22 protein-coding genes are annotated in these 24,460 nt (G+C 47.2%); 6 read left to right on the top strand and 16 right to left on the bottom strand.

The annotated features are described in order from the left end of the window. Positions 1 to 302 precede the first annotated feature (302 nt). On the top strand, positions 303 to 1,025 hold the full coding sequence (locus J0M30_07795) for a YebC/PmpR family DNA-binding transcriptional regulator (protein ID MBN8667391.1): 723 nt from the start codon (positions 303 to 305) through the stop codon (positions 1,023 to 1,025). Positions 1,026 to 1,037: 12 nt separating this feature from the next. On the opposite strand, the gene J0M30_07790 is transcribed toward J0M30_07795, so the two are convergent. The 9 genes from J0M30_07790 to J0M30_07750 form a co-directional block, all read right to left on the bottom strand. After that, complete coding sequence (locus J0M30_07790; GenBank protein MBN8667390.1) at positions 1,038 to 2,039, bottom strand: hypothetical protein; 1,002 nt, start codon at positions 2,037 to 2,039, stop codon at positions 1,038 to 1,040. A 139-nt stretch (positions 2,040 to 2,178) separates the two neighbouring features. Continuing rightward, a complete protein-coding gene (locus J0M30_07785; GenBank protein MBN8667389.1) occupies positions 2,179 to 2,871 on the bottom strand; it encodes a hypothetical protein in 693 nt (230 codons plus the stop codon). A 21-nt stretch (positions 2,872 to 2,892) separates the two neighbouring features. Further along, positions 2,893 to 4,626: a thiol-activated cytolysin family protein gene (locus J0M30_07780; protein ID MBN8667388.1), complete on the bottom strand. Its 1,734-nt coding sequence runs from the start codon at positions 4,624 to 4,626 to the stop codon at positions 2,893 to 2,895. A 25-nt stretch (positions 4,627 to 4,651) separates the two neighbouring features. After that, positions 4,652 to 5,428, bottom strand: coding sequence for a hypothetical protein (locus J0M30_07775; GenBank protein MBN8667387.1), 777 nt, complete (start codon positions 5,426 to 5,428; stop codon positions 4,652 to 4,654). Between the two features lie 17 nt (positions 5,429 to 5,445). Then, positions 5,446 to 6,318 (bottom strand): hypothetical protein, encoded by an 873-nt coding sequence (locus J0M30_07770; protein ID MBN8667386.1) that lies wholly within the window; start codon positions 6,316 to 6,318, stop codon positions 5,446 to 5,448. A gap of 124 nt (positions 6,319 to 6,442) precedes the next feature. Further along, positions 6,443 to 6,904: a hypothetical protein gene (locus J0M30_07765; GenBank protein MBN8667385.1), complete on the bottom strand. Its 462-nt coding sequence runs from the start codon at positions 6,902 to 6,904 to the stop codon at positions 6,443 to 6,445. A gap of 42 nt (positions 6,905 to 6,946) precedes the next feature. After that, positions 6,947 to 8,032 (bottom strand): hypothetical protein, encoded by a 1,086-nt coding sequence (locus J0M30_07760; protein MBN8667384.1) that lies wholly within the window; start codon positions 8,030 to 8,032, stop codon positions 6,947 to 6,949. 81 nt (positions 8,033 to 8,113) lie between these two features. Beyond that, entirely contained in the window at positions 8,114 to 8,749 is a 636-nt protein-coding gene (locus J0M30_07755; GenBank protein ID MBN8667383.1) for a response regulator transcription factor, read from the bottom strand. 67 nt (positions 8,750 to 8,816) lie between these two features. Next, positions 8,817 to 11,024 carry a tetratricopeptide repeat protein gene (locus J0M30_07750; GenBank protein MBN8667382.1) on the bottom strand — a complete coding sequence of 736 codons (2,208 nt, stop codon included), beginning with the start codon at positions 11,022 to 11,024 and terminating at the stop codon, positions 8,817 to 8,819. 51 nt (positions 11,025 to 11,075) lie between these two features. Between J0M30_07750 and J0M30_07745 the strand changes: the two genes are divergently transcribed. Beyond that, on the top strand, positions 11,076 to 11,477 hold the full coding sequence (locus tag J0M30_07745; protein MBN8667381.1) for a DUF393 domain-containing protein: 402 nt from the start codon (positions 11,076 to 11,078) through the stop codon (positions 11,475 to 11,477). A gap of 259 nt (positions 11,478 to 11,736) precedes the next feature. On the opposite strand, the gene J0M30_07740 is transcribed toward J0M30_07745, so the two are convergent. Beyond that, positions 11,737 to 12,534, bottom strand: a complete 798-nt coding sequence (locus J0M30_07740; GenBank protein ID MBN8667380.1) for a PhzF family phenazine biosynthesis protein — start codon at positions 12,532 to 12,534, stop codon at positions 11,737 to 11,739. A 205-nt stretch (positions 12,535 to 12,739) separates the two neighbouring features. After that, positions 12,740 to 15,136, bottom strand: coding sequence for a transketolase (locus J0M30_07735; protein ID MBN8667379.1), 2,397 nt, complete (start codon positions 15,134 to 15,136; stop codon positions 12,740 to 12,742). A 121-nt stretch (positions 15,137 to 15,257) separates the two neighbouring features. On the opposite strand from J0M30_07735, the gene J0M30_07730 reads away from it, so the two are divergent. Together J0M30_07730 and J0M30_07725 are read left to right on the top strand one after the other, a co-directional pair. Beyond that, the gene (locus J0M30_07730) at positions 15,258 to 15,695 is read left to right on the top strand and encodes a DUF1573 domain-containing protein (GenBank protein ID MBN8667378.1); all 438 of its coding nucleotides are present in this window, start codon (positions 15,258 to 15,260) and stop codon (positions 15,693 to 15,695) included. 2 nt (positions 15,696 to 15,697) lie between these two features. Further along, on the top strand, positions 15,698 to 16,084 hold the full coding sequence (locus tag J0M30_07725; GenBank protein MBN8667377.1) for a DUF1573 domain-containing protein: 387 nt from the start codon (positions 15,698 to 15,700) through the stop codon (positions 16,082 to 16,084). A gap of 259 nt (positions 16,085 to 16,343) precedes the next feature. On the opposite strand, the gene J0M30_07720 is transcribed toward J0M30_07725, so the two are convergent. The 4 genes from J0M30_07720 to J0M30_07705 form a co-directional block, all read right to left on the bottom strand. After that, entirely contained in the window at positions 16,344 to 17,756 is a 1,413-nt protein-coding gene (locus J0M30_07720) for a hypothetical protein (protein ID MBN8667376.1), read from the bottom strand. 20 nt (positions 17,757 to 17,776) lie between these two features. Beyond that, positions 17,777 to 18,709, bottom strand: a complete 933-nt coding sequence (locus J0M30_07715) for an aspartyl protease family protein (protein MBN8667375.1) — start codon at positions 18,707 to 18,709, stop codon at positions 17,777 to 17,779. 177 nt (positions 18,710 to 18,886) lie between these two features. Beyond that, the gene (locus tag J0M30_07710; GenBank protein MBN8667374.1) at positions 18,887 to 20,026 is read right to left on the bottom strand and encodes a tetratricopeptide repeat protein; all 1,140 of its coding nucleotides are present in this window, start codon (positions 20,024 to 20,026) and stop codon (positions 18,887 to 18,889) included. A 53-nt stretch (positions 20,027 to 20,079) separates the two neighbouring features. After that, on the bottom strand, positions 20,080 to 20,997 hold the full coding sequence (locus J0M30_07705; GenBank protein ID MBN8667373.1) for a 1-phosphofructokinase family hexose kinase: 918 nt from the start codon (positions 20,995 to 20,997) through the stop codon (positions 20,080 to 20,082). Between the two features lie 118 nt (positions 20,998 to 21,115). On the opposite strand from J0M30_07705, the gene J0M30_07700 reads away from it, so the two are divergent. Then, positions 21,116 to 22,306 (top strand): pyridoxal phosphate-dependent aminotransferase, encoded by a 1,191-nt coding sequence (locus tag J0M30_07700; GenBank protein MBN8667372.1) that lies wholly within the window; start codon positions 21,116 to 21,118, stop codon positions 22,304 to 22,306. Positions 22,307 to 22,324: 18 nt separating this feature from the next. Continuing rightward, positions 22,325 to 23,425: a lipase family protein gene (locus J0M30_07695; protein MBN8667371.1), complete on the top strand. Its 1,101-nt coding sequence runs from the start codon at positions 22,325 to 22,327 to the stop codon at positions 23,423 to 23,425. Positions 23,426 to 23,481: 56 nt separating this feature from the next. Here J0M30_07695 and J0M30_07690 read toward each other — a convergent pair whose 3' ends face one another. After that, entirely contained in the window at positions 23,482 to 24,405 is a 924-nt protein-coding gene (locus J0M30_07690) for a class I SAM-dependent methyltransferase (GenBank protein MBN8667370.1), read from the bottom strand. Positions 24,406 to 24,460: the final 55 nt, after the last annotated feature.

Raw genomic sequence — 24,460 nt, 5'->3', positions numbered from 1 at the left:
AGAGGTGAGGCGTGAGACGTGAGACGTGAGACGTGAATAGTGAATGGTGAATAGTGAATAATGCGTGTATTGATTTTTTGGAAATAATAACAATAGAAAAAGGCCTCATTTGAGGCCTTTTTCTATTGTTATTTTAAAAGCAAGTCCATTCACTATTCACCATTCACTATTCACCATTCACGTCTCACGCCTCACGAATGACGTCTCACGCCTCACGCCTCACGTCTCACGAAACTCCCGCCTCACGCCCACCCCTCACATCTCACGTTTTTCCCGTAAATTCGCCCCCTCAAATCACAACCATGGGACGGATTTTTGAAGTACGTAAGGCCACGATGTTTGCCCGCTGGGACCGGATGGCCAAGCAGTTTACCCGTATTGGTAAAGAGATCGCTATTGCCGTAAAATCAGGTGGTTCTGACCCCAACGTTAACCCGGCGCTTCGCCGGTGTATGCAGAACGCCAAGAGCGTGAACATGCCCAAGGACCGGGTGGAAGCCGCCATCAAGCGGGCCCTGGGTAAGGAGATGGATAACTTTGATGAGATCCTCTATGAAGGCTATGGCCCTCATGGGGTAGCCATTCTGGTGGAGACGGCTACTGATAACCATGTACGTACCGTGGCGAATGTAAAATCTCTTTTCAATAAAGGAGGTGGCGCCCTGGGAAACAGTGGCAGTGTGAGTTTTCAATTCAAAAAAATGGGGGTTTTCCGATTAAAACCCGAAGGACTGAATACAGATGACCTGGAACTGGAACTGATCGATTTTGGATTGGAAGAGCTGGGTGAAGCCACAGGCGAAAACGGAGAAGACATACTCGTGGTCCGCTCCGCCTTTACCGATTTTGGCAATATGCAAAAGGCCCTGGAAGAAAAAGGGATCACCCCCATCAGCGCGGAACTGGAGTGGATCCCTTCTACAACTGTTCCCTTATCGGATGAACAAGCCGAGGACGTGAGCAAACTGATCGAAAAACTCGAACAGGATGATGATGTCCAGAAGGTGTTTCATAATATGGGCTGATCCCGAACGACCTTAGAACTCTTTCACCAGATAACCGCTTAGGTAACCCGAAAAGGATTTCCCTTTGATATCCTCTGACCGCAATTGACGGGCAACCCCTTTAAAGTCGACCGACCCAATCAACGTGACGGTTGTTCCTGCCGGGACATATACTTCCACGCTTACCAATTTTCCAAAAAAGAAATTATCATTTGACCAGGAAGTGGTATTAGAGCTGACCATCGGATACTGCTCATAGATTACCTCATAGGTTGTACCGGCCTTGAGGTTGACATTTACCCAGGGGAAAATCTGGGTAAAGGATTTGAATTGCAGTTGAGATTGGAAAAAAATATCAAAATGATAGATCCCGCCTTTTTTTAGTGTAACCCCTGTTTTTTGAACCTGTATATTCTGCTGGTCATGGTTATACCTTACCCGCGTAATAAACTCAACCGTACTGGAGGTGCTTAAAAAATCACCGGGGGTATTGAAATTGGCGGAGAAAGCGGTCAACGCCCGGATAGTACCCGTGGCCTGAACGGTGGCGGGGGGTCTGTATACTTCAGTGATCTGGATTGCGGGGTTATCGCCCTGTATGGTCAATTCTTTGTTCAGGGTATTGTTGGTCTCGTTGCCTTCATCAACCATACGGCGCGGGTCAAGCAACAATTGAACTGGAAACCTTCCCGGGGAAACATGTTTTTGCTGATCGGTGAATACGACTTCCAGCATCGTATCCTTTTTGGCAGAGATACCAGGAATACCCACTGGCGGCAATCCATACCATCCTGCCGGATCTGCTCCAGCCTTTTGGTAAATGCGCATTTCAACTAATGAATTGCCGGATGAAGCGGCACCTGCATTGCCGATCTTGGTGAGAACCCTAACCCGGTTTAGATTCCTCGCCGAGTCAAAGAAAGGCTCAATGGAAATGATCTCTCTTACCACCAGGTCTGGTTTGGCTTGTGCCAGGGTTTTTTCAGCAACAGAAGTCAACAGAATAAATAAGGCAAGAATTGAAATGCGTTTCATGGTTCTTATTTTATGCTACAAATATGTTTTTTATCCAACCCCCAAACAACTACATAACCATGTAGGAAGGTGAACATGGCCAGGTTAAAAGAAAAAGGCTGCACTGAGGCAGCCTTTATATGAAGGAGGACGGAAATGGTTACATTTTTTCCAGTGTAATGGACATGGGTTTTAATTGCAGTTTAGTGATCTCAAACTGGCAGCCCCGGAAATTGGGATCCGGATTAAAATCAGCGCCGGAAAAATGGGTGCCGATCTGAATATCCTGGATGATCCGTTCATCAAATTCAAAACCGAGGGTATTGGCGCTCAGACTGAAATAATACCCCTTACAAGTCCCTACCCGCAAGCTGGTACCGGGCCGGGCCGGGTCTGCATTAAAAGAGAAATAAGCAGCATGTTCTCCGGTCACATTTTTGATCCGATGACCCGCGGGAGCCCGGTAAACGATCTTCTCCCACCGTCCCTCAAACAGGGATCGTTGCTCCCCTGCTCTTTCTGCTTCATCTTCCTCCCCGCTCAGGGTAATGATCAATTTAACGACACTATCTCCTGCCCTGCGGTTGTATTGATAATTCATGTTCACCGTTACATACACTTTCTTATCATTGAAATTATCATCCCCCCTGACCTTGGTCTTGGGTGCCAGGTGCTCAATGAGTGTTGGTGTATACGCCACCGTAAACGGACCCGTGACCACGGTATTGGGAATCTGGTTCTCCGGAAGCTTTGGTTTGGTAGGTGACACTTTTGTCTTGAGCCTGGGCTTTTGCGCCTCCGCCATGTATGCCATACCCAACAACAGGGTAAACAAAATCATTTTCTGGTACATAGAAAGAATGTTGATTGATTTCTAACGTGATTCAGTTACCGAGAAAAGGGCATAAAAACAATGCACCCTGTCTGTATTCGAACAAAAACGTCCTGCTTTGAACGTGCCATACTTGTATCTACCCCTTGAATCGGTAGCGATGGCCTCGCGGCTGGCAAAAATCTCATTGAGGGATTTTTCCACCACTTCCACTCGGCGCATGCCATGTTCGCCCAGGGCCGCAAAATCATTGTCTTTGTGCCGGGTATTTATCTCGATAAAGAACCGGAACATGATCCGTCCTTCATTGACCAGGATCGGATTCAGGTTTATGTTGCGGCTGCCATTAGGAATGTTCATGATCTCATCCCGAAGGGTATTGCCTGCCCGTATATCAGCATAGTTGATCACAGTTCGGTTGGGTTGGGCGGCATTGTGCTCCCAAAGTGTGCCTGACCAGATTCTATTCAGGGGAACACGATCTCTGTTGGTCTCCCATATCTCCACCGATATCTTTCCCCAGGCGTAACTGCAATCCCCACCATGTACATCTTCAATGGCCACATTATGAAGCTGGAGATTGATGCCCCTCGCTGGTGTACATTGACGTTCTGTGTATGTGGTCGTACTGCGGGTAGCGGCTGTGGAGTTATCGTTCAGGTACTTCAATTCATAACTGACGGCAACAGGGGCCACATTGGGATCGAGGCGTAAACCATTCTGCACATAATCATCAAAGGCCTGAAGTTGATTGGGTGAATTCAGGCTGATGGTATTGGCCGCGTCACCGCCAAAGAAGAACCCGCTTATTTGCATAGAACTGACGGTCCTTTCATAATTGAGCCGTGCATTTACTCCTCCGCCAACATTCCCTGATGAATAGGTAAAATCAAGTGCCGCCTGAATGGCTTCGCGGCTGCTGTCAGAGGCAATGAAGATATAACCCAGACGGCCATAGTTCACTTTGTTAACATAGACCAGGTTATTGGGCAAAGGGTTATTGTCCACCAATTGTTTTCCATCGGCTACATTGAGCATCACCGAGAAATAGACCTGGGTCAACCGGGCAAGAAACACATTCTTCCGGGTGCTTTTCATATAATTAAAAGAGGCATTCAGGTCGGCTCCATAGCCACTGAAATTGGCTCCGATCTCAAAGGCCAGTTGCTCGGACGAATTGAGAATTTTCACTTCCGGCACCACGCGGGCTGCATTCTTGGTGGTCATGCTTCGGCGCATTAAGGTGCTGAGACCATTGTTTACGCCTCCTAATGTTGGTTCTACCTGTACAATGGAACTTTCAGTAAAAGCGGCAGAAAAGAGGTCGGTCGTAATATTATAGGGTTTGAGTTGGAGGGCCGGCGCATTATAGGCACCACTCAAAATAGCGCTTTCATAATAAATCGCTCCTGGGTATATCTTATCATTCTGATTTCCCAATACGATCCGCTTTTCATCGCCTTTCTCTTCACTGACCAGCGACTCTGTACAATAGCGGCCTTCCTCATTTGGCGCTGTTGGATTGCTGGGAGGTGATGCATTTCTTTTGTAGGGTACCGATCCGCGCTGAAGTCTGAAGCTTGGATTGGATGCGTTGGCCGGAACAATTTGCCTCACCTGTGAGGACCCTCGTACCAAATAGGGTACTGTGCCTTTTAGTTTAATGGCACTGGTTGTTTTGATCGGCGTCTTGGTCTTGAGCACCGGTTTGGTTTGCGCCGAGGCCATCGTAAAGGCGGCGGCAAAGATGAATAATAAGAAGATTGACTTTTTCATATTTAGCGTTTTAGAGAACTTTAATTTATTTTCCCACTTTGGTTACTTCATTTCTTGATTTCAATTTCCCATCCTGGTACATTTCCATTTTCACAATGCCAAAATCAGGGGCAAACCAGGTGGTGGTACTGGTTTTCATTTTATCCTGCATGGCTTTCATCATTTCTTTCATTTGCGCATTCATACCAGGAATATCCATTTCCATGATCACATCATTTGAAACGGGATAACATTTCCAGGTGCCGGCAGGGGTGGTTATGGTTTCCATACTACCCACTTTCCGGTTTTTATATTGAAAGGTCATGGTTGATTTTTTGCCGTTCTTTTCGGCGCTCATGGTACCGGATACATCGGGGAGGCTTTGCCCTTCTTTTATATCAATGGGATACTCGATTTCTGTTGAAGTAAAGCTGGCATCCTCATTCTTTTCCAGGGTGCGAAAGGCCGAAGCAATATCCATATAGATATTTTTACCATCGCAACGGTAATCGTATTCCAGGGTTTTCTTCTCCCCGGTACCAGACCGGATGTCTTCCCCTCTGACATGGGCAATTGTATTGCCATCCTTACTGGTGATATCGAGGATGGTGGTTAATTGTTTTCCGGTTTCTTTTCCTTCTGCATCATAGGAGGTCGCCTCGACCGTAATGCCTTTGCGGAAAAAGATCAGGGATTCGCAACCTCCGGCTCCGGATGAAGTCTTTTTCTCTTCAGCAACGGTGGCAGTGGAACCTGACCGGGCTGGCTCCGAACTGTTGTTGCATGCGGCCAGGAATAACAGAATGGGAATGTACTTTTTCATTTTATGGTTATGTTGGTTTAATAATAAATGATCGCCATACCGGAAGCGCCATTGAAACCACCTCGTGGGTTGGTGCTTCCACCTCCGCCACCACCGGGTAATTTTCCAGGGCCTCCACTTCTTCTGTAGGTTGGGTTATTGGGATTCAACACAATATCTCCCCGGCCTCCCGTATTCTCGGTGTTCCCCGCGTTGCCCCCTTTTCCAAGACTCCGGGTAACAACATAATTATTCGGGCCGCCTTGGCCATAGGTATCCTGGTACACTTCTCCATCTTCTCCTGCTATCAGATTGAATCCAATGGTATAATTGGTACATCCTCCCTGCTGACCACCAAATCCATCTTCTGCATAGGGGTTGGCGCCAACGACATAGGTAGCTCCATTTCCGCCTGATGCTGACACGCTGTTTGCATTACCGGTTGGAAGGGCTCCCTTGAATTGGGCATAGGTTGTGCCGCCAGATTGGGCCATGGTGGTACCGCCTCTTCCGCCCTGACCGATCTTTACAGTTACCTCTCCTCCATCGATGATGGTAAATACGGAACGTACAAACGCGCCGCCCCCGCCACCACCTGTGGATGATCCACCGCCTCCACCGCCCCACACCTCGATCATTACGAGCTTGGTGCCTTTGGGTATTTGAAACTGCCCGTCCTGGGTGAACGTGCGCATGTTCTTAAAATCAGCCCCGGCTTCCACAACCGTGGTTGTATTGGCATTGGGTAATGCCTGCAACCGCGGCGTATTGGTTTTGGGGATATTGTTGGTGTTTACGTTGCTGTTTGACGGGTTATTACCGGGAGGGTTATTGCTATTCGGGTCACCCTGTCCCGACACAAGACCGGCTATGCCAGCTATAAAGGCCAACAGAAGAAGTACTTTTTTCATTTGCATTGATTTCTTGTTGAATAAATCAGATGATCTGCATACCGGAAAATTCAGCCCGGTAATACTGGGGGATTTTACCCTCGAAACATTTTTTACCTTTTATTTTTAATTGAATGGTTGCTGATTACAGGTTTTTAGTTACAAAGTATCCCTCCGTGATCTTCACAACATTCCCAAGTTTGTCGGTCAATTGTCCTTCGAATCGCCCATTGAGCAGAAAAAAAGAACCTGCTGTGCGTACCGAAGTGATCGTGATGCGGAGGTAATCCTGCTCGGTTCGCAGCGAATAGGACTTGCTGTTCAGGGTGAACACCACCTTACTATCCCTGGCCTTAAGTACATATGTACCGGCACTCTTCATATTGTTCCTGGCAATATCCACTACCATATCCTGGCTATTTGCCGCGGTGATATACCCAATGCCAGTTGCCTGATTGGCATAACCTCTTGCATGGGTAGTATCGGCCACATATACCTGGTTGCCTGCTTTGAAGGAGAAGTTGCCCACGGAAAGTATCCGGACAGGGCAGGCGCCCCAGATGGAAATGGCTAAAAACAGCGTGGCTATGGTCATGAATAGTTTCATCCGAATTGTTTTCGCTTCGCGCGTATGGCGCTTACCCTTGATTTATAATTTTATGATCTCGGTGAGGAAACCTCTGACCTTACTGCCCGCCTTGCTGCTCTTTACCTGATCCATCTTGGTCTTGATCTTATTGGTCATACCGATCAATATCCTGTCCACCCCTACATTGAATTTGTTGGTGATATAGGTTTTGATCTCTTCTACCTTGGCTTTTGCCGTTGCTTCCAAATTCTGACTATTCATACTACCCCCTTGCTCCGACATGGGAAAGGTTTCCATACCATTGATCTGAATATTCAAACTGGGGTCATTCATCATAGCCTGGCCAAGGGTATCCAGGAAGGGAATTGATTCCGGAGTAAAAACGGGCGCGTTTTCCATGCTTTGCTGGGTGAAAGAAATATCAGTGGTAACTACTGATCCTTGTTCCAATAATTGCTTGATGAGCAATCGGCGGGCATCGGCTTCGCCTGCGGCAATGCGTACATTGCTAAAATAAATGCCCTGATCTTTATTACAGAGTTCACCACCGGCGATAAAGAAATTGGTGCGATACTCCGGCAGCATGACCTTGGGAAGGTCTACCACCTTGGTTTCATCAAGGTAAACACGAAAGCGGGTCTTGTTGATGGAAATACTGACATGCAATTCGCGGCCCATATAACCGGCCATATCAAAACTTCCTTTATTCCCGATATCAAATACATCTTTACCAAAAACCACATCCGGGTATCCAGGTTCATTTTGCAGAACCACATAGATCTTTTTGTAATACACATTGCCAGTGGATACATCGGCAATGGGTGTCATTCCGAAAACCACAGGGCAGGCACCGGATTCGATCACAAGATCGAATTCAATGGTACAATCTTCAGGCAGTCGTTTTTTGAGTTCAGGGGTAACTACCATATTTCCTCCGATCTTGAACCACTTGCCGTCGTGGCCATCGAGTTGAACGGCCTCTCCCCCACTATTGGTGTTCCATCGTGCCGGGAGGTCACCAACGGGGTCTTGCTCAAAACGGTCTTCAAAAATGATATTCGCGCCTTGAACGAAATCAAAGGTCTGGGCCTGAAGGCCGGTCAGTGTAAGAATGAATAAGGCAATGAGAGAAAATAGATGTTTCATGGTCTCGCTAATTTTCCATAAAACTATCTTCGGAAAGGAGGTCAGGCAACTACATTATCATGTAGGGAAGCAGGGAATGGCTTATACCAGCTTGTCTTTTATGGCTTTGGAAACAGCCTCAGTGGCGGAATGTACATGCAGTTTATCGTAGATCTTTTTGATATGGAAACGAACCGTATCAATACTGATCTTCAGTTCGGAGGCAATCATTTTATAGCTATAGCCATTGACCAGAAATTGAAGAATGGCTGTTTCTTTGGCAGATAAATTACTTTGCTCCTGGTCCTGCGAGCGTGCCTGGGGTACCATGGTGAGTACTTTACGGGCCACGGCTCCGGTCATAGGTGCACCGCCGGTCAGCACCATCCGGATAGCCCCTGGTACCTCCTCTGTTGCATATCTTTTCAGGATATAACCCGACGCGCCTGCACAGATCGCGTTAAAGATGTTCTCATTGTCATCAAACACGGTCAGCATGATCACCGGCAGCCTGTTGTTGAGTTGTACGATCCGCCTGACAGCCTCTACCCCATTGACGCCTGGCATATCGATATCCATCAAAACCACATCCGGCTTGAGTTCGGCCACATCCACTTCCACCGTTTCCGCATTGGGCATCAAGGCCAACAGGTCCATATCCGGCTCGGCCTCAATGAGAAGTTGCAGGCTTTGCCTTAACACCTCATTGTCATCATATATTAAAACCTTGATTGCCATGATTAATAGGAACAAAAAATCCCTGTATTAAAAATAAGGAAAAGCCAGCCGGAAGAAGACTACATGATCATGTAGTTGGAATATAAAGGTCAACAACCGTTCCCTGGCCTGACTGGGATTTGATCTCAACCCGGCCATGAAGGGATTCGGCGCGGGTATGCATATTTTTTAACCCATTTGAGGACCTGGCTGCCTGAAGGTCAAAGCCCTTTCCATTGTCTGATATGCGCATTCCAAGTCCTTGTTCACGACCACGGAGATGGATGGTGACCAGATTTGCCTCGGCATACTTGGCAATATTATTAATGGCTTCTTTGAAAATGAGGAAGAAATCTCTGCGTTGGCTCATGCTCAGTCGCTGGTGTAATACCTCTTCATCGATCTCGATCAATGTCTGAATATTTCTTGATTCAAGGGTTTGGGCCACATATTCCCGCATACGTATGACCATATTCTCCAGTTTATCATTCTCGGGTTTTACTGCCCATACGATATCGCTGATCCCTTGCTGGGCGGCCGCTGACTGCTCTGTGATCTTTTTTATAAAACTGGATGTTTTAGCCTGATCCGTATGGATATTCCGCTCTGAAACCTCGGATAATATCTTGATACTGGTGAGGGTGGAACCGATCTCATCATGCAGGTCTTTGGCAATATTTTCTCTGACGGCCAGCAGTGCCTCTTGTTGCTGAATCTTTCGTTTCAACTGATAACGGTTGAATAAAAAATAGCCGAGCAAGGCGAGTAATCCCACGCCGACGAGTATAAAATTGCGCAAGGTCTCAGACTCTTTGAGTTTGCGGTTCTGTAATTGCTTTTCTGTTTCGGCCAGTTGCAATTGTTGTTCCTTGGTCTTCGCCAACAGGATCTGTTTTTCCAATTGTTCATCCTGCTGATTGATCCGTAGTTCCTGTAATTCCCTGGATTGGGACAGAAGCTCGATCTCATTCTGTTTCCGGCTTGCTTCCAACAGGTTCCCGGCGATCAGGGCATTTTGTTTTTCGATCTGCAGTTGCTGGATCCGTTGATCAGCCGCCAGTCGTTGAATCTCATTGTCCTTCTTCTCGGTTTCGTATTGGATCTTGATCCGTTCGATATTGGAGAGTGAACTTGCGAGGGCGATGCTATCGCGGTAAAGGGTATAGCTTTTGTAATGTTGATACGCTTTAAGGTGGTCTTGGCGGGCCAGATAGAAATTGCTCATTTTCTCATACACATTGGCAATATTCTCTTTGTTACCCAATACAAGTGAAAAATCAAGGCCTCTGCCATAATACCGGATGGCACTGGCCGAATCGCCCATGGCACTGGCCAGGTTACCAGCAGATACATACATGCGGGAAAGCATGGGCTTATTGTCCGTTTCTTCGAAAAGTGCAATTGCTTTGTCCTGCCACTCCAGTGCAGGGCCAAATTGCCTGGATTTGATATAAAAAGTTGACATTCCTGAATAGGCGGCTGCCCGTAGCGGGGGCAGCTTTACTTTCTCGGCATATTCCACTGCCTGACGTAAATGACGAAGAGCCAGTTCGGAAGAATCTTTTAGAATATACAATTGCCCGATATTGATATTCGGGATGATCAATCCCTGGATATCATTTTGCCTCGACCGATGGAAGATGCTTTGCTTCTGATAGGCAATCGCATCATCGATACGGCTCATCAAATAATAGAGCGAGGATATATTGCTATAGGTCTCTCCCAACCCACGATCGTTTCCTAATTTTTCATACAACTTTAATGATTTCACAAACCATTCCATGGCCTGATCTTTCTTGCTAAGTGCCATATAAACTGACCCCAGGTTGGAATAAACCTCCGCAGTTTTAATGGATTGTTCCTTTTCCAGTTTAAGGTCGAGTGAGGTAAGAAAAAAATCTGCGGCTTCATTGGTGCGTCCCTGTTCAAGCAGGTACACCCCCATGCGGTTACGGGCAGAAATGATAAGTGAGGTATCTTTTAGCTGACCTGCCAGATTTGTGAGCAGGGAATCATACCGGCGCAGTTCTTCCATTTTCCCTTTTACCCGCATTACTTCCGCCATGATATCATAGGCCAGGGCTTCATATCGGCGATACCCTTTTTTATTGGCGACCTGTGCCACCTGGCTGGCTTCCCGATAGGCAGAATCATGCTTGATCTCTTGCAGCCATCTGTTTGAGCGTTCCAATGCCTGTCCCAATGCGACTGTATCCGCCTGGGCGAATACAGACTGAAAGGCAGGGATCAAGATAATCAGCCCACCTATTCTGGTTATGATCGATCTCACGGGCATAGGTTTTAAGTTCTAATCGAAATTTAAGACTAAATATCGGATTTTTGTAATATGGATAATCCCGTAATCCTTTTTGATGGTGTTTGCAATTTGTGCCAGGGAAGTGTGCAGTTTGTCCTGAAACGGGATAAAAAAGCCTGGTTCCGCTTTGCTTCCCTGCAATCGCCCTATGGTGAAAAGATTCAGCACCAATTTGGCATAGCCCCTGGGAAGATGAACTCCTTTATTTTATACCAGGAAGGAAAAATATTTACCCACTCTGAAGGTGCACTCAAAATGTTGTCACAACTCCCGGGCTGGGGTTGGGCAAAAGTATTTCTGTGGGTACCCCATTTTATCCGTGATGGAATTTATAATCTCATTTCCAAAAACAGGTACAGATGGTTTGGGAAGAAGGAAGAGTGTTGGTTGCCGCGGGCGGAGTGGAAGGGGGTGTTTTTGTGGGAAGCGTGAGGGACGTGAGGCGTGAGGCGTGAGGCGTGAGGCGTGAGTTTCGTGAGACGTGAATAGTGAATAGTGAATGGTGAGGTGTGAGTTTCGTGAGACGTGAGACGTGAATGGTGAATAGTGAATGATATTTTTATTGAAATGTAAGTTATAATTTTTTAAATTTCACTATTCACTTCTCACGTCTCACGAAACTCACGTCTCACCATTCACCATTCACTATTCACCATTCACTATTCACTATTCACTTCTCACGCCTCACGCCTCACGAAACTTCCACCTCCCCCTTCATAAAAAACACACACTGCCCGGCCATCGATACCCGGTCGCCCCAGAGACCACACCAGATCTCACCGCCGCGTTGGGAGAGTTGTTTAGCAAATAATTTTTTCTTGCCGATTTTTTCGGCCCAGAAAGGAATGAGTTGGGAATGGGCACTACCTGTTACAGGATCTTCATTGACACCGGCTGCGGGGGCAAAAAAACGGGAAACAAAATCGACATCGTCTGTTCCCGGTGCGGTGATGATTATTTTTTCACCGGATGCTTTCATTGCCGAAAAATCAGGGTTGGCGCGACGAACAGCCTCCTCATCTTTTAGCAGTACTAACAGGTCACGGTATTTAAAGACAGACAGGATCTCCTCTACGCCAAGCATGGCAGCCAGACCAGGAGGGGGATCGGCCACGGGGGCCGGAGGCCAGGAAGGAAAATCCATTACATATACATCAGCCCTTTTTTCCACCACGAGTTTGCCGCTTTTGGTGGCAAAAGCCACTTCGGGTTTGGTATGATCCAGATAGTTGAAAACTACCCAGGCTGCCGCCAGGGTGGCATGCCCACACAGATCGATCTCTACCTCTGGGGTAAACCAACGTAACTCATAATCGGAAAAATGTTCAGTGGTTGGTACCAGAAAGGCCGTTTCGCTCAGGTTGTTCTCCATGGCGATCTGTTGCATCAAGGCAGCATCGATCCATTGGGTAAGGGGAATGATCGCGGCGGGGTTTCCGGCGAAACGCTTATTGGTAAAAGCGTCGATCTGGTAGATAGGGAATTTCATGGTTGTCGGTTTATGGAGTTGGGGTGTTGATGTTGGGGGTTGGATGTTGGATGTTGGATGACAGATGACGGATGACAGATGACAGATGACAGAAGTTCTCACGATTCACGTCTCACGATTCACGTCTCACGTCTCACGATTCACCATTCACTATTCACCATTCACTATTCACTATTCACGCCTCACGAAACTCACGATTCACGCCTCACTCCCTCACTATCTCCTTCACCACTGCCTCGATCTCTTCGGCATTGGGTTTGCTAAAGTAGTCGCCATCACTTCCGTATGCCGGGCGATGGGCTTTGCCGGTAAGGGTACGTGGGGAGGCATCAAGCCAGCGGTATCCACCCTGTTCTTCCATTACTTTCTGGAACATAAAGGCAGAAGCTCCGCCAGGAACATCTTCATCTACAAATAGAATACGATTGGTCTTCTTGAGTGAATCCAGGATCACGTGGTGAAGATCAAAGGGCAGAAGGGTCTGCACATCAAGAATCTCACAGGAAATTCCTTTTGCCTCCAGTGAAATGGCGGCTTCCTGAATAACCCGTAACATGGAACCATAAGAGACGATGGTGATATCGCTTCCTTCCCGGATGATCTCAGGTACTCCCAGTGGTACGGTAAATTCGCGGAGGTTCTGGGGTAATTTTTCTTTCAGTCGATATCCGTTCAAACATTCCACGACAATGGCAGGATCATTTCCCTGTAACAGGGTATTGTACATGCCCGCGGCCTGGGTCATATTTCTGGGTACACAAACATGCATGCCACGAAGCGAGTTAATGACCATGCCCATGGGCGAGCCACTATGCCAGATCCCTTCCAGGCGGTGCCCGCGTGTGCGAACAATCAGCGGACAGCTCTGCTGGCCCTTTGTCCTGTAGTGCAAAGTGGCGGCATCATCACTCAGGGTCTGTAAACCGTAAAGCAGATAATCAATATACTGGATCTCCGCAATCGGACGAAGGCCACGCATGGCCATGCCAATACCCTGGCCCATGATGGTGAGTTCACGGATACCGGTATCAAAGATCCTTTCTTCGCCATGTTTAGCCTGTAATCCACTGAATCCCTGGTTTACATCACCGATCTGTCCAAGGTCTTCTCCAAATGCCACCACCCGGGGTTCATGGGTAAATAATTCATCAAAATATTTATTGAGCACTTCGTATCCATTCACCAGGGTAGGCTCTTCACCATACTCTGCTTTTTTCTCCGGAACCAGTAATGGACTTCGCGGCCCTTCATTGTATAAATGAGAATTGTATTGTCCTTCGGAAGAACGAAGGAGGTCGTTATAGTAATCCCGTATCCAAAATGTAGCGTCTTCCTGGTCTTCAGCCAACCCGATGGAATGATAAAGCGCCTGATGAACATCCCTGCGTAATGGTTCGCGGTTTGTGGCCAGTTGTTTGGCGATCCGGGTCAGTTCCTCCGCTTTTGCCGGCAGGCTTTGCGCCAGGTTATTGATCAATTCCACGGATCTGGATACCTGCTCGCGTATAGGATGCAGATATTCCTCCCAGGCCCGCTGGCGGGCCTCCCGCACTTCCTTTCTGGATTCTGCTTCGATCTGTTCAAGCTCCTCTTCATTGGCCAACGCATTCGCGAGTAACCATTCTTTCATTTTGCGGATTCCATCCCATTCGCGTTCCCACTCCAGTCGTTCGGGGGTTTTATAGCGCTCATGGCTTCCCGAAGTGGAATGTCCCTGCGGCTGTGTCACTTCTTCCACATGAAACAAAACGGGTATATGCTGTTCACGGGCCAACCGGATCCCTTCTTCAAATACTTCACACATGCCGGCATAATCCCATCCTTTTACTTTATAGATCTGGATGCCATTGGTCTTATCTTTTTTCTGCATCCCCGAAAGTGCTTCGGAGATGGACCCTTTGGTGGTCTGGTATTTTTTGGGGACAGAGATTCCATATCCATCATCCCAAACAAATACGGCCATGGGTACCTGTAAAACCCCGGCGGCATTTATGGCTTCCCAAAAGGGACCTTCAGAAGTGGAGGCGTCGCCTATCGTAACAAAACAAACCTCATTACCCTGGTCGGAAAGCGATGAAAATTCACGAAGCGCGTCCACCCGGCGGAAAAGCCGGGAAGCGAGGGCAATACCTAACCCACGGGGCATTTGTCCTGCGGTGGGGGATATATCAGAGGTGATATTCTTGCGTTGGCTGAGATCGACCCAGTTGCCCGATTCATCTACAAAGGGTGTGGCAAAATGTGAGTTCATCTGACGGCCGGCACTAAATGGATCATGGGCCAGATCAGGGTCGGCATAAAGTTGGGCGAAGAACTGCTGAACCGTGGCAACACCGGCGGCAAATGCGAAGGTTTGGTCCCGGTAATACCCGGCCCGGAAATCACCCGGTTTGAAGAATTTTGCCATGGCCACCTGGGGTATTTCCTTGCCATCCCCAAAAATGCCAAACTTGGCTTTTCCTGTCAATACTTCCTTTCTGCCTAAGAGACTGGATTCCCGACCGATACAAGCCAGACGGAAATCATTTAAAACCGCTGTGCGGAAATGGTCAAATGACAATTTTTCATCTGACAATACCGGGGTGGAAACGGGGTTCTCCATAGAACAAAACTACCGGAAAAATGGAAATCCCAAACGACTGTTAATAAAACCTCAATTTGTATGCATCCCATCTATGATTTTTGGCGTCTAGGCATTACATTTGATGTCTAAACAGATGATTATGAAACGACTTCTTTCCCTTTTAACGGCCCTTTTCCTGCTGGGTGCTGTTTATGCACAAACCACACCGGTAGCAGAAAAGCTGGAGTTTAAAGAGACCCTGTTTGACTTTGGCAAGATCCCCCAGGGCAAGCCGGTTTACCATACTTTTTTGGTGACCAATACGGGGAGTGAAGCCATTAAGATCGATAATGTGCAAACCAGTTGTGGATGCACCACTCCGGAGTGGAGTAAAGAAGCGATCGCCCCCGGAGCTTCCGCCACCATCAAAGTGGGATTTAATGCAGCTGCCGGAGGCATCTTTGAAAAGTATATCACCGTTCTGTATAGTGGGAACCAAACCAAACAGGTTATTATCAAAGGAGAGGTTTGGAAAGCGCCCGATGGCAGCGCCCCTGCTAATGCCTCCGTTCAATTATTAAAACAAAAAAATCAATAGTCATGAAGAGCATTGTACTGACCGTATTCGCTTTTGTATTTGCCTTTGCTGTATCTGCCCAGGACAAACCTGAGAATATTGTGAAATTCAGCGCCGATGCGCATGATTTTGGAAAGATCAAACAAGGTACCCCTGTCAGCTATTATTTTGAAGTAACAAATATCTCCGACAAACCCGTTGTGATCGAGAACGCCTGGTCATCCTGCGGATGTACCGTTCCCGAATATCCCAAAGAACCCATTGGCGCCGGAGAAACAGTTAAATTGAAAGTACAATACAATGCCGCGGCAGCAGGTCATTTTGAAAAAGACGTATTTATCAAATTCGCCGGTGTTACCCAGCCTAAGACCCTTCATATTAAGGGAGATGTGGTGGCGGCAGCGAGGTAGGGATTTTGGATGTTGGATGTTGGATGTTGGAGGACAGATGACAGATGACTGATGACTGATGACTGATGACCGAAGGAAGGCAATAGAAAATTATAAATAAAAAATGCGAAATACAATATTTCGCATTTTTTATTAGGGGCCTAACCCCAACATCCGTCATCTGTCATCTGTCATCTGTCATCCAACATCCAACATCCAACATCCAACCTCCGTCATCCGTCATCTGTCATCAGTCATCCATCATCCAACATCCCCCCCCCTACTCCACCCACAACACCGAATTCCCCGTACCTTCCTCATTCTGCTCCCATAACTTGTTATCCGGATCGATCACCCAATTGCCGTCAACAATGAATTTATACAGGTGTTTGCCTTTTGATAAGTGTACATCCACGACCCATTCATCTCCTATCCGTTTCATGGGCAACATGGTCGGGCTCCATTTATTGAAATCACCCGCGAGGTAAACCGTTTTTGCCTTCGCAAAGGCTTTTGTTTTAAAGGTAAAATTGGGATCAATGATCAGGCTGTGGTTATGTGCAGAATCGGGTTTGCCATCGATCAGAAAACGGTACTCATGGTTACCAGGTCCTAAAATATAGGGAACTTCCCAACCTCCCGACGTTTTGCGAAGCGCAACTTCATAATCATTCCAATTATTGAATGAGCCGGAAAGAAAGACCCGATTGGCCTGGGGATAACCATCCAGTTGAAAAAGCATCGGCGCCCCAATACGTACAACCGAATTAAATTCCCCAAATTCATTGGGAAAATGATCCGGATTGGACGGATCCTCCATCCATTGTCCATTGACAATAAAGCGGTAGGTATAGGTGCCCTCTGCCAGGTAAACGGGAAGCACCCATTCTCCATTCTGTTTTTGCAGGTTCAATTGTCCTTCGTTCCAACCATTGAAACTACCGGATACAATAACTTTCCTCGTTCCTTCTTTTGCCTTTAACCGAAACACATGATTGGGTACAAAGAATATAGAATTGGTATTGCCCAACCCATCATTTTCCTGTACATCATTATCGTTGTCGATCATCCATTTTCCATCCACAATGAACTTATACCAGTATTTGCCAGGTAATAATTTCACCGGAAGGATCCAACCGCTATCAGTCCTCTTCATCATCAGGGTAGCCGGATCCCAGTTGTTGAAACTGCCGGCCAGCATGACCTGGTTGGCATTCTTGTGGTCACGCAGATAAAAGAGCACTGTGGAATCACTATAAATCGGGAAGGTGGATTTTTTTCTGAACTGGTTATACCCAAATTGAAGTTGATTGCTGATCCGGGGAAACCGGGCATCAAAGGAAATATCTTTTTCTGCCAGAATCAGACGCAGCGTTGGGTCATCTACCCGGTCAAAGCTCAACAGGGGTTTACTGATGGTAAACTGCGAAGAATTATTCAACCCGATCTTCCACCCACCCAGTAGGATAGAATCTGTGAACCCCGATTGAATGAATTTTTTTAACGCAAGCCCTTCCAGGGAAAATTGGCTGATAAAGGCATTGAGCTCCGATTCAGGCAGGTTCTTGCTCAGCCAGATATATTGTTGCCCGTTCTTGACCGTACATATTTTGATCGTGTCCTGAGCCTGGGCCATATGGTTCAGCATCAGCAGGCCAAAGGCCAGCAGGAATGCTTTCCATCGTATTCTCATGTTATTTAATTGCTGCCCGGTCATTTCCAAACGAACATTTTATTCTTTACAAAGTTAAACCCAATTTTTTTGAGGGATAGGAAATCAAAACCCAACACCCCATCGACACATCCCGCATGGGAAAAACAGGTTCTTTCCAGATTGGTGACCAATACCTTCATCTGCGGGATATCCACCCCTCCTATATGCAGGGTATTCAACTCTCCCTTTAATACATCGATCCTTTTCCCTCCCACCCCCATCATGGTTGTCCGGCCAGTGATGGACACCTCGGCAAAAACCTTTTCGGGTAACCGGCTATCAAGCAGGTTAGCCTCCGAGCCGCTGTCTATGACCAACCGGAGTTTTTTACCCCCTACCTGGCTCTCCACCATGATCCGGTTATCCATTATCCGGATGGGCACCACCTGATAGGCTGCGGTATCCGCAAGCTGATCCTGCTCAAATACAGACGTTCCTTTCCTGTCCAACCGATGCAGGTAGATTAAATTATTTTCATAGTCAATGATCAGTTCAAATTTACGGAGGAGTTCCACCCCGATCAGTCCCAGTACTTTTATTCCCCGGCTGTTCTCAATACTCCCCAGGTCAGTCAGGTCGGCATCGGTATGATAAAAATGATTACCGCCAAAGGAAAAATCAGCCACCCGTGTTTGCTGAATGAAAAAAGTTCCTGTCGTGGCCCCATTACCTTCCCCATCGGATTCCTGTACGGGATATTGACGGAAATACGTTGTGTTCAATACCAAATGAGGGCAGCCCGTATCCAGGATAAAGTTTCCCTCTGTGGTATCGGCCTTTGCTTTGACCAGGATCAGGTTGCCCGCCCGGCTAAACGGGATGGCATATATGGAAGGATAGATTTCTTCTGCATCGGGAAGGGATATCTTAACAGGAGGAATGGATGTACCTGCCTGGGCCGCTGGCGGGAATAGCCGGACCAAACCAAACACAAATAAAAAAATATATATATAAAATTTCCCGTTCACGACAGTTGGTGTAATAGCTAATAGCTATTAGCTAAAAGCTAACAGGTAAAAGCTAAATCAATTCTTCCTGACGTGTGGGACGGTTTCGATAAGAGGAAGGTTACAGGGATGGGAGTTTGAAATTGTTAAGAATTTTATGAATTAATTCATGGCATTCACTTTGTCCTGCAGCGTTTTTGCGCTGTTGGATTTTAATTGCGTCAGTTCATCCACCATTTTCTGGGCCATGGTTTTATTTTTCTGGGCGATATAGATCAACCCCGAATAATAACGGGCGTTCTGGTTATTGGCATTCAGTTCAATGGCTTTGCGCAATTGGGTCAATCCATCCTCATATCGGTTAAGCATGTAGTAGCTATAACCCAGATCAACATAGGCGGCAGTATAGGTTGATTCGCTTCGGATGGCGGTTTGCAAATAGGGAACAGCTTCGGTATACTGACCCAGACTATTGAGGCAATAGCCTTTGCCAAAATTTGCCTTACGCTCGGTGGCATTGATCGCCAGGGTTTTTTCATACCAGAGAATAGCGGTGGATCTGTCTCTTTTCAGGTCACGGTAAACTTCACCAATTCCATTATAGGCAATATGGCTCTTGGGATCAAGGGCAATGGCCTGATTAAAATAGCCAATGGCTTCATCGGCTTCTTTGAGTTTTGTACTGGCAAAACCAAGCTCCCAATAGGTATTGATATAATCTTTCTTGAACCGAAGCGACCGGTTCAGGGCCACCTTGGCGCTATCATATTTATCAATTGCATTGAAGATATATCCTTTACGGTACCAGTACAGGTAATCACCGATATCCTGTGAAGCGAATGTTTCATATCCTTTAAAGAAATCGAGTGCCTGCGTGAATTCATCTTTAAAATAGGCGATATACCCTTTTTGTTTGAAGGCCAGGGAATATTTGGGGTTAATGGAAAGACAACGGTCATAACATTTATTGGCCGAATCCGGATTGCTGGATTGCTGAAAGGCGTAACCCAGTTCAAAATGAACCTTGGCCATACCCGGATTGATGTTCCGGGCTTTTCGCAGTGCGATGATAGCATCGGAATAACTTTGCAATTCATTCAGGCACCAGCCCATTTCGTATTGGGACTCAAAATGACTGGGATTGGCCAGGGTGGCTTTGGAGAATTTCTCCACTGCCTCCTTATACTTCTTCTCCTGCCGAAGCTTAACGCCATCGTTGTATAAAGTGGTTACATCCTGCGCCAGTGTAGTTGTAGCAAGGAACAAGAGGGTTAAAAGCGGGGTGATGCCGATTTTTTTCATACTACTAATGTAAGGCAAATCCTGCGGCAACCCTATACCCGGGGCACGGTATTTCATTCACGTAATTGGGCAAAAAGCCTTTCGGCATCTTCCCGCCGAAAGAGTTGGGTTCCTTCATTCATTGTGGCGGCGCTTCCGCAGGCTACGCCAAAGCGGATGGCCTCGCGTAATGACCAGCCCTTTTGTAATGAATAAGTTATACCCGCCACCATGCTGTCACCTGCCCCTACCGTACTTCTTTTTTCCACTTTTGGTGCTTCTACGAAGTAGCGTTTATCGGCACTGACCAGCCAGGCACCGTCGGGCCCAAGCGACACCACTATGATCTCGGCAAACCCATCGATGATGGCTTGTTGGGCCGCATCGGGTACCTCCTCCTTATCGAGCCAGTCGATCTGGAGCATCTTGCATAATTCCCCAATATTGGGTTTGATCATGAATGCTTTTTTCCCCTTCATGGCTTGCAGGGCCGGACCACTGGTATCCACTATACATTTGGCACCTACGGCGGCTGCATTTTTTACAATCAATCCATAAAAATAATCAGGTAGGCCTGGAGGCAGGCTTCCACTGGCCACTACAAAACTGGGGGCAAAGGCCCGTATCTGATCAACCAGGGTTTTGATGGTCTCTTCCTGCACTTCCCGGCCTGGAAAGGTGAACCGGTACTGGGCGTTTGTGGAACTCTCATGCACGATCCAATTTTCCCGGGTCTCCACCCGTGTGTCCACCGCATGAAAAAGGATACCCGATTCTTTCAATAAACTGCAGAGCATATTTCCATTGTGTCCCCCGGCGGGAAATAAAGCCACCGACGATGTATCGAGTTTCTGCAGGGCCTTGCTCACATTGATACCCCCGCCTCCGGGTTCGTTGACCACCTCGGCACAACGGAGTTTGCTTTCGGGTTTCATTTTTTCAACAGTAGAGCTTTTGTCGATGCAGGGATTCAGGGTTACAGTAAGGACCATGGTATAAAGATGACAGTTTACAGATGACAGATGACAGTTTTAGCTAAGAGCTAATAGCTATTAGCTTTTAGCTATTGGCATTTAGCCCGCAAAAATACCAAATCCCTATCTTTGAAACATGTTAGAATTATCAACCCGCGGGAAAGAGATGCCCGCCTCCCCTATTCGGAAATTGGTGCCATTTGCCGAGGCAGCTAAAAAAAGAGGAACCAAGGTTTATCATTTGAATATCGGCCAGCCGGATATTGAAACTCCGCCAGCCATTCTCGATGCTGTCCGCCATGCGGATATCAAAACATTGGAATACAGTCATAGTGCGGGAAATGAAAGCTATCGCCGCAAGTTGGTTCAATACTATAAAAAAGTGGGGATCGATGTAACACATGAGGACATCATCATAACCACCGGTGGTAGCGAAGCCATCATGTTTGGTTTCTTTGCCTGTCTCAACCCGGGCGATGAGGTCATCATACCCGAACCCTTTTATGCCAACTACAATGGGTTTGCCTGTGCGGCCGGAGTAAAAGTGGTACCGATCACTTCGCATATCGAAACCGGATTTGCCCTTCCGCCGATTTCTGATTTCAAGCAGGTTATTACCCCCAAGACAAAAGCCATCATCATATGCAGCCCCAATAACCCCACCGGCTACCTCTACAGCCGCGAAGAAATGGAGGCGCTGAAAACAATTTGTATCGATCATGGGTTATTCCTGTTCAGTGACGAGGCCTATCGGGAATTTTGTTATGACGGAGAATATATCTCTGCCATGCACCTGAGCGGATTGGACGAACATGTGGTGTTGATGGATACGATCAGTAAGCGATACAGTGCCTGTGGAGCCAGGTTAGGCGCCCTGGTAACAAAGAATAAAGAGGTGTATCAGGCGGCTATGAAATTTGCCCAGGCCCGCTTATCCCCTCCGGGATTGGCACAGATCATGGGTGAAGCGGCCGTTGACCTCCCTGACGATTATTTCAAGGCACCCAAAGCCGAATACCAGGCCCGTCGCGACCTGATGATCCGCCGGTTGAATGCCATTCCCGGTGTATTTTGTCCAACCCCGGGTGGAGCCTTTTATGCGATTGCCAAATTACCGGTGGATGATGCGGATGATTTCTGCCAATGGCTGCTGGAATCTTTCTCCCATGAAGGACAAACCGTGATGCTGGCCCCTGCTTCGGGATTTTATGGTACCCCGGGATTGGGAAAGAATGAAGTGCGACTGGCCTATGTACTCAATCTGGAATCGCTTGATAAAGCGATGGATTGCCTGGAACAGGCGCTCGTTCAATACGCGAAACGATAACCTACGCATACCTTTTCTATGAACCGATATCTCCTTTGCTTATGCCTGGGATGGCTGATGCTTTCCCAAACCCTGCACGCGCAGGTAATACTTAAACCGGGATTTGACCCCGTTGAATACGGACAATTGCTTTCCCTGACCTTTTACGGAAGCAGCATACCGGATTCCAATCAGCGCAAGATGGTCAAAGACCCTTATCAGTTACAATACCGCTCTCCCGAAACAGGTCTGCTCAATCGTTGGCAATTCTTTGTACGAAATGATAATGTAGGGGTAATCGAGTTGCGTGGCACCATACAACAATTGGCGAGTTGGTTGGAGAACTTTTATGGGGCCATGGTACCCGCCAAAGGAAAGCTGCAATTAAACGACAGCACACAATTTGATTACACTTTTTCAGAAGATCCTAAAGCGATGGTCCATGTGGGGTGGACGATCGGTATCGGTCATATCGGGCCAGCCATTGTGCGTAAGATCAGGGAAATGTATGACACGCAACAGGTAAAGGAGATCCTGATTGTTGGGCATAGTCAGGGCGGCGCCTTGTCTCAACTGCTTCGTTCCTATCTTCATTACGAACAGAAAGCAGGGCGTATTCCCGGTGATGTTTTTTTTAAGACCTATAGTTCCGCCGCTCCCAAAACAGGTAACCTTTTTTATGCCTATGATTTTGATTTTATCACCCGGGGTTCCTGGGCACTTACTGTTGTCAACTCGGCTGATTGGGTACCTGAAACGCCTTTTTCTATTCAAACCCTTAAGGATTTTAATGTAACCAACCCCTTTACCGAAGCAAAGCCCATTTTAAAAAAACAAAAATTACTGGTGAGACTGGCGGGAAAGATCATTTACAATAAGATCGACCGGTCAACCCGACGGGCGCAGAAACGAATGGGAAAATACCTGGGGCCGATGGTGTATAAACAGGTAAAACAATTTCTTCCCCAACTTCAGCAACCACAATATGCGGGCGGAAACAATTTTATGCGGGCCGGGACACCCGTGGTGCTTTTGGCCGATGCAGAGTACTATACCCGATTCCCTGAATTTTCCCAATTCAAATTCAGCCATCATCTATACGCATCGTATTCTTACCTCTTAAAAAAGCATTACCCCTAAATTCAGTGTATTCCGTGGGAAAATATGCTCACAGAATACTCAGAATACACGGAAAACTATTTGGTAATAAGAAAACACCATCGGAATAACTTCTTTTCAAAATCAAATGGAGTGGTGGCTTTGGTGATATCTCGTATATCACCCGTGGTGATCTTTTCTTTTTCTAATAAAAAATTCCGGGCATTGGTGCTGAAATAGATAACTCCCCCCGGGCGAAGCAGCCTAAGGCAATCATTGATCAAGGCCGGATGATCGCGTTGAATATCGAGGATATCCTTCATCCGCTGGCTATTGCTAAAAGTGGGAGGATCGAGAATGATGAGGTCAACCGACTCCGGCTCTGCATTTTTCAACCATTGCAACACATCGGCTTGTACAAATTGATAGGGATCACCGGTAAAATGATTCAATTCCATGTTTCTTTTAGCCCAGTCGATATAGGTATTGGAGAGGTCCACGGTGGTGACCTCGGCAGCGCCACCCGCTGCTGCATATACAGAGAAGGAACCGGTATAAGCAAAAAGGTTGAGTACCTTCTTTCCCTTTGCCTCCTCCCTCACCCGTAGCCGGGTGGTCCGGTGGTCGAGGAAGAGACCGGTATCCAGGTAATCGTGGAGGTTGACGATAAAGGAGAGCCCATTTTCCTGTACCACTTTCTCATTGCCTGACTGGTCGAGCCGCTGGTATTGTCCGAGACGACCGGGTTTTCGGCGCCTGAGTTTAAGAAATATTCTTTCCGGTTCAATTTGCAGCGTTTCGGATATGACCTGGATGCACTCCTGCAGCCATTCCTCGTGTGCCTCCTCGGTCATGCCATGCCTGCGCTGGTATTCGGCAACATAAAGGTCAGGGCCATAGAATTCAATACAGAAGGGAAATTCGGGAATATCATGATCATACAACCGATAGGCCGTAATCCCCATCCTTTTGGCTTCCTTCCCCTTGTGTTTGTACAACTTGAGAAGGCGGTTGCGGAACATTTCGTGTTTTTGGGTCAAGTTTGCGAAATTTGGTAAGAAAAGAGTCCGGGGTCCG

The sequence above is a fragment of the Chitinophagales bacterium genome (assembly GCA_017303415.1).
Lineage (GTDB): Bacteria > Bacteroidota > Bacteroidia > Chitinophagales > Chitinophagaceae > SpSt-398.
This window is presented reverse-complemented; position numbering and strand designations above follow the sequence as displayed.

Bases quoted from the DNA above. Each gene is read 5' to 3' on its own strand.
- J0M30_07700 (MBN8667372.1), top strand. From the start codon at position 21,116: ATGTTAGAATTATCAACCCGCGGGAAAGAGATGCCCGCCTCCCCTATT.
- J0M30_07690 (MBN8667370.1), bottom strand. From the start codon at position 24,405: ATGTTCCGCAACCGCCTTCTCAAGTTGTACAAACACAAGGGGAAGGAA.
- J0M30_07770 (MBN8667386.1), bottom strand. From the start codon at position 6,318: ATGAAAAAAGTACTTCTTCTGTTGGCCTTTATAGCTGGCATAGCCGGT.
- J0M30_07785 (MBN8667389.1), bottom strand. From the start codon at position 2,871: ATGTACCAGAAAATGATTTTGTTTACCCTGTTGTTGGGTATGGCATAC.
- J0M30_07755 (MBN8667383.1), bottom strand. From the start codon at position 8,749: ATGGCAATCAAGGTTTTAATATATGATGACAATGAGGTGTTAAGGCAA.
- J0M30_07765 (MBN8667385.1), bottom strand. From the start codon at position 6,904: ATGAAACTATTCATGACCATAGCCACGCTGTTTTTAGCCATTTCCATC.
- J0M30_07740 (MBN8667380.1), bottom strand. From the start codon at position 12,534: ATGAAATTCCCTATCTACCAGATCGACGCTTTTACCAATAAGCGTTTC.
- J0M30_07720 (MBN8667376.1), bottom strand. From the start codon at position 17,756: ATGAGAATACGATGGAAAGCATTCCTGCTGGCCTTTGGCCTGCTGATG.
- J0M30_07695 (MBN8667371.1), top strand. From the start codon at position 22,325: ATGAACCGATATCTCCTTTGCTTATGCCTGGGATGGCTGATGCTTTCC.
- J0M30_07790 (MBN8667390.1), bottom strand. From the start codon at position 2,039: ATGAAACGCATTTCAATTCTTGCCTTATTTATTCTGTTGACTTCTGTT.
- J0M30_07710 (MBN8667374.1), bottom strand. From the start codon at position 20,026: ATGAAAAAAATCGGCATCACCCCGCTTTTAACCCTCTTGTTCCTTGCT.
- J0M30_07705 (MBN8667373.1), bottom strand. From the start codon at position 20,997: ATGGTCCTTACTGTAACCCTGAATCCCTGCATCGACAAAAGCTCTACT.
- J0M30_07730 (MBN8667378.1), top strand. From the start codon at position 15,258: ATGAAACGACTTCTTTCCCTTTTAACGGCCCTTTTCCTGCTGGGTGCT.
- J0M30_07750 (MBN8667382.1), bottom strand. From the start codon at position 11,024: ATGCCCGTGAGATCGATCATAACCAGAATAGGTGGGCTGATTATCTTG.
- J0M30_07775 (MBN8667387.1), bottom strand. From the start codon at position 5,428: ATGAAAAAGTACATTCCCATTCTGTTATTCCTGGCCGCATGCAACAAC.
- J0M30_07745 (MBN8667381.1), top strand. From the start codon at position 11,076: ATGGATAATCCCGTAATCCTTTTTGATGGTGTTTGCAATTTGTGCCAG.
- J0M30_07795 (MBN8667391.1), top strand. From the start codon at position 303: ATGGGACGGATTTTTGAAGTACGTAAGGCCACGATGTTTGCCCGCTGG.
- J0M30_07725 (MBN8667377.1), top strand. From the start codon at position 15,698: ATGAAGAGCATTGTACTGACCGTATTCGCTTTTGTATTTGCCTTTGCT.
- J0M30_07760 (MBN8667384.1), bottom strand. From the start codon at position 8,032: ATGAAACATCTATTTTCTCTCATTGCCTTATTCATTCTTACACTGACC.
- J0M30_07735 (MBN8667379.1), bottom strand. From the start codon at position 15,136: ATGGAGAACCCCGTTTCCACCCCGGTATTGTCAGATGAAAAATTGTCA.
- J0M30_07780 (MBN8667388.1), bottom strand. From the start codon at position 4,626: ATGAAAAAGTCAATCTTCTTATTATTCATCTTTGCCGCCGCCTTTACG.